Raw genomic sequence first — 12510 nt, forward strand, 5'->3', positions numbered from 1 at the left:
GCCGATTGGCAAGATGGACCGGGCGGTCGGCAAGTGCGGTAACAGGAGGGAAGCGTCTCGTGAGCAGCAGGCCATCCCGAGGCGCTGCTCGCCTCGCAGCCATACTGGACGCGCTGCCTGACGCGTTGGTCCTGGTCAACGCGAACGGCACCGTGGTCAACGCGAACACCATCGCGCTGGAGGCGTTCGAGACGCCGGGCACCGCGCTGGTCGGGCGGGGGCTGCTGGATCTGCTGCCGCAGTTCGACTCCCGGCTCATCCCCGGTTCCATGCGGCGGCCGGACCACATCGACCCCAGGGCACGCACCAAGCCGACCCGGATGGTCGCGCGGCGCACCGACGGCTCCGAGTTCCCGGTCGAGGTCACCAGCGCCAACCTGGAGACCGGCCAGCAGGCCTACGACACCTACGGCTACACCGGCGACGAGCTGCTGATGCTCGTCGTCCGCGACCTCTCGGGCACCGTCGACACCGAGGCCGAGCTGGCCCGTTCGCAGCGGCAGACCGAGATGATCCTGCGGGCCGCCTCCGAGGGCGTCGTGGGCACCGACACCGACGGGCGGATCGTCCTCGTCAACCCGGCCGCCGCCCAGATCCTGGGCTACCGCGCCGGTGAACTCGGCGGCCGCGAGCTGCACACCCTCGTCCTGCACTCGCGCGCCGACGGCTCGCCCTTCCCGTACGACGAGTCGCCGCTCGCCGACACCCTGCGCTCAGGGCGCAAGCACCGGGTGCGCGGGCAGGTGGTGTTCGCCAAGAGCGGCGACCAGCTGCCGGTCGACCTGACGACCGCGCCCGTGCGCGACGGCGACCAGCTCGTCGGCGCCGTGATGACCTTCACCGACCGGCGCCCCTACGACGCCCTCGTCAAGGAGCACGAGGAGGCGGAGCAGCGGCACGCCGAGGAACTGGAGCGGCTCGCCGAGGAGCACGCCGCCGAGCTGACCGAGCTGCGGCAGCGGCACGAGGCCGAGCTGGAGGAGCTCAGGGAGCAGCACGCGGAGGAGATCGCCGCGGACGCCGACCGCTACGCCGCCCTCGGCGAGCGGGAGAAGGACCGGTACGAGGCGATCGCCGGCCGGCACGAGCAGCTGCTCACCCTCCTCGGCGACTCGCTGCGCGGGCCGCTGGACGAACTGCGCCGGGAGCTGGCCGCGCTGGCGTCGGACGACGCCGGGCAGTTGTGGCCCGAGGCCAACCAGGTGCTGCACCACCTGTCGGCGGGCTACTCCCGCATCACCACCCTCATCGACAACGTCCTCGGCTACCAGCGCCTCGACATCGGCAACGAACAGGTCGCCCGTACGAAGGTGATGCTCGACGCCGTCGTCGCCGCGGGTGTCGACGGGGCCGTGGAGCTGATCGGGCCGGGGCGGGTCCAGTTCGCCGTGCACGCGCCGCCCATCGAGGCGGAGGTCGACGCCCGGCTGCTGGCCACCGCGCTCGCCCATCTCGTCGCGGACGTCGCGGGCGTCGACGCGACCGGCAACTCGCCCGTGTCGGCGACGGGCGGGTACCTGGACAACACCGTCGTGGTCGCGGCGGCGCAGCGCGGTGAGGTCGTGCGCATCGAGGTGCGCGGGCCGTACGCCGGGGGAGACCCGGTGCACGAGCCGATCGTCCGCGGGATCGTGCGGGCGCACGGCGGCGTGCTCCAGACCCACGAGGTGCCGGGCATGAGCGGCAGCGCGTACGTGCTGGAGGTGCCGATCGGGGGCGGGGCCGGTGCCGTCGCGGGCACCGAGGCCGCCGAGGTGGCTCCTGTCGTGCCCGACGCCCGGGCCGACGCGGCCGGTGCCGCGGGCGCCGGGAACGCCGTGGCCGTCCGGGAGCCGGCTCCCGGAGGCGGGCGGCGTCGGGCGCGCCGGGCCTCCGTCGACGCGTTCCTGGAGAGCGAGGTCGCGGGGGCGCCGGGCGAGGCGGGGCCCGGGGCGGAGAACGCCGCACCGACCGGACGGCGCAGGCGGCGCGCGGCCCAGGCGGAGGCCGAACCCCAGGCCGCCCCGGCTCAGGGGCCGGGCCAGGGTCAGGGTCAGGTCCAGGCTCAGGGACAGACGCAGGGACAGGCGGCCGGCGCATCGGCTCCGCTTCCCGTGCCCGCGCAGGCGGTGCCCGGTGAGGGAGCCGGAACCGGTGGTACCGGGCGCCGGCGCGGGCGGCCCGCGGAGGCCCCGGGTACCGAGGCCGCCGGAGTGCCGCAGGGAGCACCGGCCGGGGTGTCCGAGGGCGCCGTCGTCATGGCCGGCGAGCACGGCGGCGGGTCCGCGGCGTCCAACACCGGGCTCGGCGGGACCGTACCGCCGCAGGGCGTGCCCGCGCCCACCGGGCGACGGGGCGGGCAGGACGGCGGTGAGCAGCACGCGCTGCCCCCGGCCCTGCCCGCGCAGGCCGGTGAGTCGGACCCGGCGAACACAGCACACACAGCGGACGCGGACCGGCCGACGGGGCGCCGACGGCGTGCCCTCGCCTCCGCGAACGAGCGCGCCGCGGCGCAGGAGGCCGCCCCGCGCCAGGTGTTCGCCCTGCCGCCCGCCGACGCGGACCGTCCGTCCGACGGGACGGCGGAGGCGGAGGCCCGGTCCCGGACTCAGACGCAGGCGCACGTACCGGGACAGGCGCAGGTACCGGGACAGGCACACGCACCCGGACAGGCGCAGGTACCGGGACAGGGGCAGGCCGGCCGGGTTCCGGTGCCCGGGCCCGCCGTTCCGGGTGACGCCCTGCCCGACGACGGCCGTCACGACGCCGTACCGCACGGCCAGGACGACGACCACACGCCGCCGCAGCCGCACCCCGCCGAGGCGCCCACGGGACGCCGCCGCCGGGCCGGGGCCGCACGGCCGGCCGAAGAACCGGCGCCGGTCCCGGCGCAGAACTCCCCCGCGCGAGGCGTGCCGGTGCAAGGGGCGTCGACGCCGGTGCACGGAGCCCCCCTGCCCGCCCCCGCCGAGGGACAGGTGCCCCAGCCGGCCGAGACCGGCGCCGGCACCGTGCCGCCCGCTGCCCCGGCCCGGCCGGCCCCCGCGCCGCAGCCGTGGCCCGCGGCCGGGGACACCCAGGGCGCCGGCCTCCCCGTACCGCCCGGCGCGGCCGCCGGACCCGCGAGCCCGGCACCCCCCGCCGCGCCCACCGCCCCCGCGGCCCCTCAGGGCGTCCCCGCCACCACGCCGAGCCGGGGCACCCCGCTGCCGCCCGAGACCCCGCCCGCCCCGCGCGTGGCGCAGCCGTTGCCCGCCGAGGCGTCCGCGCCCGTCGACCCGGACTCGACGCAGGGACGCGCGATCAGCGTGCGCACCCTGGGCCAGGGCGTGCCGTTCAACCGGCAGGCGCTCCAGGTGCAGCAGCCGTCGGCCACACCCGCCCCGCACCAGCCGGGCGGTGGCGGTCGGCGCCGCAAGCTGGGCACGCCGCCCGACCCGGCAGCCACCGGGGCGGCGCAGTCGGCCCGGCCGCACCCGTCCGCCGAGCAGCCGCCGGGTGCGCAGCAGAAGAAGCAGTCCCCGTCCCAGCCGCAGCCCCAGGAGCAGCCGTCCCTGGCCGGCGGTCAGGGACGGCCGGCGCCGGTCACCGAGGGCGCCGGACGGTCGTACGCCATAGGGGCGCCGGACCGGGACGCGGCCGAGGGGCCCGAGCCGCTGGACGGTCCCGGCGGGGCCGTCGAGGTGGCCGATCCGCCGCGTCCGCAGCCGATGGACGACGAGCTGCCGCCGGAGCCGCTGGACAACCCGCGCCGGCTGCTGGTGTGGCCCGCGCCGGACGTCTCCACGCAGCAGGCGCTCAGTGACCGCGGCTACCGGCCGGTGATCGTGAACTCGCGCGAGGAGGTGGACGCGCAGATCGCGGCGTTCCCGGCCGCGCTGTTCGTGGACCCGCTGACCGGGCCGATCACGCGTACGGCGCTCCAGTCGCTGCGGCAGGCGGCGGTGGCGGCCGAGGTGCCGGTGCTGGTCACGGCGGGGCTCGGACAGGCCTCGCGGGACGCGGCCTACGGTGCCGATCCGGCCGTGCTGCTGAAGGCGCTCGCGCCGCGGGACAGCGAGCAGCACCCGCCGCGCGTGCTGCTGATCGAGGAGCACGCGGAGATCGCGCTGGCGCTGACCGCGACGCTGGAGCGGCGCGGCATGCAGGTGGCGCGGGCGGCGAGCGACGCCGACGCGGTGACGCTGGCGGGGCAGTTCCGGCCGAACCTGGTCGTGATGGACCTGATGCGGGTGCAGCGGCGTCAGGAGGGGTCCGCCGGGATCGTCGACTGGCTGCGCGCCAACGGGCAGCTCAACCGGACCCCGCTGGTCGTCTACACCGCCGCCGTCGACCAGGACGACCTGCCGCGCCTCGCCTCCGGCGAGACGGTGCTGTTCCTGGCGGAGCGTTCCACCAGCGGTGAGGTGCAGGCCCGGATCGTCGAGCTGCTCTCGCGGATCGGGACCAACTGACGCCCTTCCCGCCGGGTCACCCCTCGACGATGCGGCGGGCCGCCTTCTTGATCGAGTCGCGCAGACGGTCGGTGTCCTCGTCCCCGCCGCCGACCAGGATGCGCTTCATCTGGGGCACGACGACCGCCCAGTTGGCCATCGCGACCAGCAGGAACAGGAGGTCGGGCGCCGGAATGGCGGCGGTGACCACGCCACGCTCCTGGGCGTCCCGCACGGCGGCGACCTTGCGGGCGTAGTGGGCCTGGCGTTCGGCCTCGTGGGGCAGCTCGGCGGTGCCGTACTCCATGCCCTCCCAGAAGAGGAGGCGCAGCAGTTCGGGGTGGGCGGCGTGGTAGTCCAGCAGACGGTCGATCCAGCCCTCGACGTCGTCCGGGTCGACGGGGACGGAGATCGCGAGGTCGAGCATCTTCGTCTCGAGGACCGACGCGAACAGCTCGCCCTTGTTGCCGTAGTAGGCGTAGATCAGCTGCTTGTTGGCCTTGGCCTCGGCCGCGATGCGGTCGATGCGCGCGCCGGCGATGCCGTGGCGGGCGAATTCCGCCACCGCCGCCTCGAAGATCCGGGCCTTGGTGGCCTCGGGGTCCCTTGCTGCCATGGGGCCAGGGTAGCCGGGCGGGCGAGCTAACCAACTATTTGGTTGACACGCTTCGGGAATGCGGGCGAGACTCCCCGGGTTAATTCCAACCAACCAGTTAGTTGTTAGTGCGCGCTCGAAGGAGTCGCCCCGCCCATGCCGTCATCGCCGTCCTCCACCACTCCCGCTCCCACGTCCACACCGGCCGTTGGGAGGGTGCCCTCCGGGAAGGGGCCGTCCGGCACCGCCGCCCGGCTCTTCCTCCCGCTGATCGCCCTGTGCACCGCCGTGACGGCCGCCAACATCTACCTCGCGGCGCCGCTGCTCCCCCTCATCGCCCACGACATGGGTTCCACCCCGTCGGCGGTCGCCTGGCTCGCCTCGGTCGCGCAGCTGGGCTACGCGGCCGGCCTGCTCTTCTTCGCCCCGCTCGGGGACAGCGTCAACCGGCGCCGCCTGGTCGCCGTCCTCTCGCTGGTCGCCGCGGCGGCCCTGCTCGCCGCCGCCGCGTCGGCCGGGACCGGCGCGCTCGCGGGCGCCGTCCTGGTCGCCTCGGCCGCGACCGTCGTACCGCAGCTGCTCGTCCCGCTGGTCGCCGAGCGGGCCCCGGCCGACCGCCGGGCCCGGCACGTCGCGGCGGTCATCGCGGGCCTGTTCACCGGCGTCGTCGCGGCCCGGGTGCTCGGCGGCCTCGCCGGGCAGGCCTTCGGCTGGCGGGCGGTGTTCGTGGGCGCCGCCGTGCTGACCGCCGTACTGGGGCTGGCGACCGCGTACATCCTGCCCGTGGAGCGGCGACAGCGACGCGGACCGCTGTTCGCGGGGCTCGTCGCGATACCGGGCGTGGTGCGCCGCTCGCCCGACCTGTGGCGTGCCTGCGTGCGGCAGGCGGGGATGTACGGCGCCTGGAGCGCCCTGTGGACCTCGCTCGCCCTGCTGCTCACGGAGGACGAGGGGTACGGCATGACCACCGCCGCGGCCGGGCTGTTCGGGCTCTTCGGGCTGGCGGCGAGTGTCGTCGCGCCGCTCGCCGGAGGTCTGGTCGACCGGTTCGGCGCCGCCAAGGTCGTCCGGTCCGCGTACGTACTGGCCGCCCTCTCGGTGCCGCTGTTCTGGCTGGGCGGTCAGGCGATGGCGGCGCTGTGCGCGGCGGCCGTGCTGGTGCACGCCGCCCTGGTCGCCTCCCACGTCGCCAACCAGACCCTCGCCCTGACCACCACCTCCGCCCCGGCCACCGCCAACACGGCCTACGTCGTCGCCGGCTTCGCGGGCGGCGCGCTGGCCTCGGCGCTCGCGGGGCCCGCGTTCGGCCACTGGGGCTGGGGCGGCGTGTGCGCGGTGGCGGGGGCGTGGCTGGTGCTGGGGTGGACGGCCACGGCCGTACGCCCGGGGCGGTGAGGGCGGGAGGGATGCCGGGCGGAAGGCCGTGAGGTCGGCCGCCCGGCACCGTCGCCACCGTCGCGCGCCTGCCGGTCAGAGCCGGGTGACGTCCAGGCCGCCGTCGGCGTACTGCCTGCGCAGCACCTTCTTGTCGAACTTGCCGACGCTCGTCTTCGGCACCGTCTCGATGACCGTCCAGCGTTCCGGCAGCTGCCACTTGGCGATCTTGCCGTCCTCGGCGAGGAAGGTGCGCAGGGCGGCGAAGTCGGTGCTCGCGCCCTCCCGGAGGACGACGGTGGCCAGGGGGCGCTCGCCCCACTTGTCGTCCGGTACGGCGACGACGGCGGCCTCGGCGACGTCCGGGTGGGCCATCAGCGCGTTCTCCAGCTCGACGGAGGAGATCCACTCGCCGCCGGACTTGATGACGTCCTTGGCCCGGTCGGTGAGCGTGAGGAATCCGTCCGGGGAGATGGTGCCGACGTCGCCCGTCTTCAGCCAGCCGTCCTCGCTGAACTTGTCGTCGGGACGCAGCGGCTCTGCGCCGGGGCCGTTGTAGTAGGCACCCGCGATCCAGTTGCCGCGCACCTCCAGCTCACCGGCGGACTCGCCGTCCCAGGGCAGACGCTCGCCGCCGGGACCGGTGAGCCGGGCCTCGACGCCGGCCGGGAAACGGCCCTGGGTGAGGCGGTAGGCGAACTCCTCCGGCGTCCCGACCACGTGGGCCGGCGGCCGGGCGATGGTGCCGAGCGGCGAGGTCTCCGTCATGCCCCAGGCGTGGCAGACCCGCATGCCCAGCGCGTCGAACGCCTCCATCAGGGAGGGCGGACAGGCCGAGCCGCCGATGGTGACCTGGGTGAGGGAGGAGACGTCGCGGGGACGGGCCGTCAGCTCGGCGAGCAGGCCCTGCCAGATGGTGGGGACGGCGGCGGCGTGCGTGGGCCGCTCGCCCTCGATCATCGCGGCGAGGGGCGCAGGCTGCAGGAAGCGGTCCGGCATCAGCATGTTGACGCCGGTCATGAAGGTGGCGTGCGGCAGCCCCCAGGCGTTGACGTGGAACTGCGGGACCACGACCAGCGAGGTGTCCTGGTCGGTCAGACCCATCGACTGGGCCATGTTGACCTGCATGGAGTGCAGGTAGATGGAGCGGTGGCTGTAGACCACGCCCTTCGGGTCGCCGGTGGTGCCGGAGGTGTAGCACATGGCGGCCGCGGCCCGCTCGTCCAGCTCCGGCCAGGCGTAGGCGGTCGGCTTCCCGGCGATCAGGTCCTCGTACTCGTGCACCCGGACGGCGGCGCCGTCCAGCAGGGAGCGGTCGCCCGGCCCGCTGACGACGACGTGCTCGACGGTCTTCAGGTGCGGCAGCAGCGGGGCGAGCAGCGGCAGCAGCGAACCGTTGGCGATGACGACCCGGTCGGCGGCGTGGTTCACGATCCAGGCCAGCTGCTCGGGCGGGAGGCGGAGATTGAGGGTGTGGAGGACCGCGCCCATGGAGGGGATCGCGAAGTAGGCCTCGACGTGCTCGGCGTTGTTCCACATGAGGGTCGCCACGCGTTCGTCGCCGTCGACGGCGAGGTCCTCGCGCAGCGCGTGAGCCAGCTGGGCGGCGCGTTCGCCGACCTCGGCGAAGGAGCGGCGGTGCGGCTCGTCCTCACCGGTCCAGGTGGTCACCTGCGAGCTGCCGTGGATGGCCGACCCGTGGGCCAGGATCCTCGAAATCAGCAGCGGTACGTCCTGCATCGTGCTCAGCACGGTGTCCTCCCGGGGCGACATTGCCTACGCGGCGGTAAGGGTTGCGCTGATTCTGCGCACATACCGCGCGGTATGTCACTACTCCCGGGTGATCGATCAGTGGGCGCGTTCGAATACGTGACCCCACCGGGGCTTCACATACCGGTTCACGACCGGACAAACCCCAGCTCAGGATCTTCGCGGAGCTTGCCGAGGGCACGGGAGACCGCCGACTTCACGGTGCCCACGGAGACGCCCAGCACTTCGGCCGTCCGGGCCTCGCTGAGATCCTCGTAGTACCTGAGGACGACCATCGCACGCTGCCGCGCGGGCAGCTTCATGATCGCCCGCCACATCGCGTCGTGCAGGGCCTGCCGCTCCGCCGGGTCGTCGCCGCCGGACACGGGCTCCGGCTCGGGCAGCTCGTCGCAGGCGAACTCGTCGACCTTGCGCTTGCGCCACTGCGAGGTCCGGGTGTTCAGCAGCGCCCGGCGCACATAGCCGTCCAGGGCGCGATGGTCCTCGATGCGCTCCCAGGCCACGTACGTCTTGGTGAGCGCGGTCTGCAGCAGGTCCTCCGCGTCGCTCGGATTCGCGGTGAGCGACCGGGCGGTACGCAGCAGCACCGGCTGGCGGGCCTTCACGTACGAGGAGAACGACGGGTACGGGAAGGTCTGCGTCCGTGCCGTGGCCGTGGCCAGGGCCGCGGACGGGCCTGGGCCCGGGGCCCGCGCCGGGGCCGGCGCCGTGGCGGCGTTCGAAGCGCTGGTGCAGACAGGTGCGGTCATGGCTCAACGCTATGAGCGAGGGGGCACCCCGCGGATCGCCCGCAGGTCCCGAAGCAGAGTCCCCCTCAGGTTGTAGGGGTGGTGGTGGCCCCACCTCCTGTAGGTGGAGTGGGGGAGGAGGGCCCCTGCGGGTTCACCCCTGGGTGCCCTTGCCGCAGGACACGAAAACGTCCGGGCGACGGTACCTGAGTACCGTCGCCCGGACGCACTGCGACCCCATGAAGCACACCCGCACAAGGAACCGAGGGGCCGGCGCGGCAGCGCACCCGCGCCGGCCCCTCAGCTCACCACCACAGCGGGGAGAAGCTGACGGCCACGTTCTCGTTGCCCTGATTGATCGCCGTGAACGCGGAGCCGTCGACCTGCGCGGTGTTGCTCTGGTTCGACGCCCCCGAGCCGACCGCCTGCTGCTGCGTGGTGGACGAGTTGCCGTTGTTGTCGTCGCCGACGCCGCTGCCGAGGATGCCGGCGTTGGCACTGGCGGCGGTCGCGCTCGATCCGTCGTCCGCGAAGGCGCCGTTGTCCGCCGTCGCCACCCCGCCGAGGAGGGCGACGGCGAGCGGGAGGGCGGCGACGGCGGCTACGACACGGGCGGTACGGATGCTTGCCATGTTGTTCCTCCAGAACAAGTGCGCACCGGCTTCAGCCGACAACGCGAGAAGTACGTAACCAGGACTTGTGCCAAGGCAGTTGGCCGACCGCCTCGACGCTGTGCACGACGTCGCGTGATCAGAGTTGCCCACCGAATCCCCGGCGAACCACCCCGGAAGCACTGATTCGCCCTCAAGCGTGAGGACAAGTCGATAAACCCCTTTGCTTCCCTTCCGTACCACCACGGGACAGCACGGACAGCTCCACGCCAAGCGCCACAAGAGGTGAAGCGTTCCGCCACTTCCCTTCCCCGGCCACACCCTCCCCGGCGTGTCGCACCCCGCCCTTCCCTTTCTCGAACGTACGTACGAACATAGACCCATGGCCACCACCGACCGGCAGGCCACGACGCTGGCCCTCGCACACGCCCTGTCAGCCGCGGAACGCGGACTGGCCGTCATCCCGCTGGCCCGGACGAAGCTCCCGGCGCTGCGCTCCCCGCACCGCCACGCCCCGGCCCCCGGGCCCTTCGCCGCCTGCCACGGCGAGTGCGGCCGCTTCGGCCACGGTGTCCACGACGCCTCGACCGACCCGGCCCGCATCCGCGCCCTGTTCGCCGCCGCCCCCTGGGCCACGGGCTACGGCATCGCCTGCGGCCTGCCCCCGCACCACCTGATCGGCATCGACCTCGACACGAGGCCCGGCGACGCGGAGCCGGACTCCTCGGCCGCCCTGCGCGAACTGGCCCTGCGCCACCTGTTCACGATCCCGCCCACGGTCGTCGTCCTGACCCCCGGCGGAGGCCGTCACCTCTGGCTCACCGGCCCGCCCGACCACGTCGTCCCCAACTCGGCCGGCCGCCTCGCCCCCGGCATCGACGTCCGGGGCGCCGGCGGCTATCTGGTCGGCCCCGGCTCCCGCACCCGCCACGGCGCCTACACCGTCGCCCCCGGCACGTCCCACCTGCCCCCGGCCCCCTGCCCGCCGGCGCTGCTGCGGCTGCTGCTCCCGGCCCCCGTGCGGCGGGCCGGCGGCGCATCGGCGGGCGACGGGCGCGGCCTCGTCCAGTTCGTCCTGGCCGCCCACGAGGGCCAGCGCAACACCCGCCTCTTCTGGGCGGCCTGCCGCGCCTACGAGAACGGCGTCGGCACGGCCCTCCTCGCCCCCTTGCTGGACGCCGCGCGGGCCACCGGTCTGACCGAACGCGAGGCCCGCGCGACGATCGCGTCGGCGGCCCGCATGACGGGCCGCCACCCCTGACGGGACCCGAACCCCGCAGCCCGCCCCTCGGGGACGGCTGAGCCACCCCCACCACTCACGCCCTCCCCCGCCCCCTGGGCACCTGTCCCGCCCGGCACACAACCGAAAGACCCCGATGCACGACCGTCCCAGAGTGCCGAACCTGTCGCTGACCCGGATCGTCCTGTCCTGCGGCCGCAGCGTCGAACTGACCGAACTGCGCCTGACCCCGACCTACGGCGACATGCCGGCGGGCTACCCCTGCCGCCCCGTGAACGACCTGTGCATCCGGGCACTCCTGCGCACCGCCGCCGGGTTGTCCCCCACCGTGCCGGTGCACCTGATCCCGCCGCCGCGCGAGTACCCGGACCAGTACGCGGGCGCTCTAGGCCCCGTCGAGACACTCCCACGCGTGGCCTGCGTCGGCCGCTTCTCCTCCACGCCCCTGACCGCCGCCCGCGACCCGCTCGCCCACCGCTCCGGCCTGACCGTGATCTGGTTCCAGCCGACGACCCGAATCCCTGACCCGTACGACACTGACCCCGCCCTGCGGGAGGTCGACTGGACGTCCCTGGCGCAGGACTACGAGCTGGAAGGCCTGCCGTACGGATCTTGAGCCCCCGGCCGTCCGCTGCCGCTCTCCCCCGTGCCCCCGTCCGGCGCCGTCTCGTCCTTCTGCCACGGCCGGACCCCCAGCTCGCCGGTGGTGCCGAGGTCGAGGTGCGGGGCGACCATCACGGGGGCGGACCCGTCCTCGGCCCGGACCCTGACGTAGGGCACGTTCACCGCTTCCCCGAGCTCGGTGGTGTTGCGCCACGCCAGCCCCGACACGGCGGACTCACCGGGCCGCAGCGTCACCGGCCGCGGCGGCCCGCCGTCCCCGCCCGCCATGGGGATGCCGTCGGTACCGCGCAGGATCTCCACCCCGTCCACCGGCTGGTGCTCCGCATCGAGCAACTGCACCACCGGATACCCCTCCAGTGCGTACGCCCGGCTCCCGCAGTTCTCCAGGTGGAGCCCCACGACCCGCAGCCCCATGGCCGCGTCGCCCTGGTCGGCGGTCAGCCGCAGCCCGGACGCCGGGCAGGAACCCGCGGGCGCCGGCGCCTCGTCGGAGGGCACCCGATCGACACCGAGGATCCGCACCCGCCCGGCGTCGAGCATCCCGTCGGCCGGGTACCCACCGGGTTCGAGCGTCCGCCGCACGGTCTTCCCCGCCCCCACGGACACCACCGTCTCCTCGATGTCCGACATCGCCCTGCCCCGGTCGTCCAGCAGGGCGAACCTGACGGTGTACGTGAGGGACTCGGCCTCCTGATTGGTCACCTCGTACGCGACGACACACGGATCCGAGGCCGACACCCCGCCCCCCGGCAGACCCTCCGCCGTACCCCTCTCCACCATCCCGACAATCCGAACCCCGTCCCGCTCGCCACCGGCTGTGGGACTGCTTCCGGCGACGGGACCACCTCCGACAGCGGCAACGCCCTCGCACGGCCCCTTCGACTCCCCGCCGCCTCCCGCTTCCGAGCCGGCGGTCCGGGCACCGCAGGCACCCAGCAGGAGACTGGCCGCAAGAGCACCGGAAACCGCAAACGACGTGCGGAGAAGGGGGGTTCGCATCGCCCCACCCCACCAGCCCCGCCCCACCCCGACCGTGGCGGAAGCCACACCTCCGGTCACAGCCCTGTCACAGCCGAACCCACCCAGCCACGGGCGCTCTCCCGGGCCGTCCCAGGGTCTCCGATCAACGGGGCGAACGCCGGTGTCCGGCGGGCAG

9 protein-coding genes are annotated in these 12510 nt (G+C 74.4%); 4 read left to right on the forward strand and 5 right to left on the reverse strand.

The annotated features are described in order from the left end of the window. Positions 1 to 59: 59 nt before the first annotated feature. Complete coding sequence (locus tag Sco07f_RS05770) at positions 60 to 4433, forward strand: hybrid sensor histidine kinase/response regulator (protein ID WP_108987165.1); 4374 nt, start codon at positions 60 to 62, stop codon at positions 4431 to 4433. Positions 4434 to 4449: 16 nt separating this feature from the next. Here the strand turns inward: Sco07f_RS05770 and Sco07f_RS05775 are convergent, their stop codons facing one another. Further along, on the reverse strand, positions 4450 to 5028 hold the full coding sequence (locus Sco07f_RS05775; protein WP_087790324.1) for a TetR/AcrR family transcriptional regulator: 579 nt from the start codon (positions 5026 to 5028) through the stop codon (positions 4450 to 4452). 135 nt (positions 5029 to 5163) lie between these two features. On the opposite strand from Sco07f_RS05775, the gene Sco07f_RS05780 reads away from it, so the two are divergent. After that, positions 5164 to 6402: an MFS transporter gene (locus Sco07f_RS05780; RefSeq protein ID WP_108987166.1), complete on the forward strand. Its 1239-nt coding sequence runs from the start codon at positions 5164 to 5166 to the stop codon at positions 6400 to 6402. 75 nt (positions 6403 to 6477) lie between these two features. Here Sco07f_RS05780 and Sco07f_RS05785 read toward each other — a convergent pair whose 3' ends face one another. From Sco07f_RS05785 to Sco07f_RS05800, 3 genes are all read right to left on the reverse strand, one after another. Beyond that, positions 6478 to 8154, reverse strand: coding sequence for a long-chain fatty acid--CoA ligase (locus Sco07f_RS05785; protein WP_108987167.1), 1677 nt, complete (start codon positions 8152 to 8154; stop codon positions 6478 to 6480). A gap of 125 nt (positions 8155 to 8279) precedes the next feature. Further along, on the reverse strand, positions 8280 to 8900 hold the full coding sequence (locus Sco07f_RS05790) for a SigE family RNA polymerase sigma factor (protein ID WP_007451408.1): 621 nt from the start codon (positions 8898 to 8900) through the stop codon (positions 8280 to 8282). Between the two features lie 284 nt (positions 8901 to 9184). Further along, positions 9185 to 9511, reverse strand: coding sequence for a hypothetical protein (locus Sco07f_RS05800; RefSeq protein ID WP_007451409.1), 327 nt, complete (start codon positions 9509 to 9511; stop codon positions 9185 to 9187). A gap of 361 nt (positions 9512 to 9872) precedes the next feature. Between Sco07f_RS05800 and Sco07f_RS05805 the strand changes: the two genes are divergently transcribed. Beyond that, positions 9873 to 10751, forward strand: a complete 879-nt coding sequence (locus tag Sco07f_RS05805; RefSeq protein WP_108987168.1) for a bifunctional DNA primase/polymerase — start codon at positions 9873 to 9875, stop codon at positions 10749 to 10751. A gap of 115 nt (positions 10752 to 10866) precedes the next feature. Beyond that, a complete protein-coding gene (locus Sco07f_RS05810) occupies positions 10867 to 11346 on the forward strand; it encodes a hypothetical protein (protein ID WP_007387697.1) in 480 nt (159 codons plus the stop codon). Here Sco07f_RS05810 and Sco07f_RS05815 read toward each other — a convergent pair. Then, a complete protein-coding gene (locus Sco07f_RS05815; protein WP_369695754.1) occupies positions 11313 to 12056 on the reverse strand; it encodes a DUF4232 domain-containing protein in 744 nt (247 codons plus the stop codon). The genes Sco07f_RS05810 and Sco07f_RS05815 overlap by 34 nt on opposite strands. Positions 12057 to 12510: the final 454 nt, after the last annotated feature.

Origin of the sequence: Streptomyces coelicoflavus (genome assembly GCF_003112555.1) — a bacterium.
In the GTDB taxonomy this organism is placed as follows: domain Bacteria; phylum Actinomycetota; class Actinomycetes; order Streptomycetales; family Streptomycetaceae; genus Streptomyces; species Streptomyces coelicoflavus.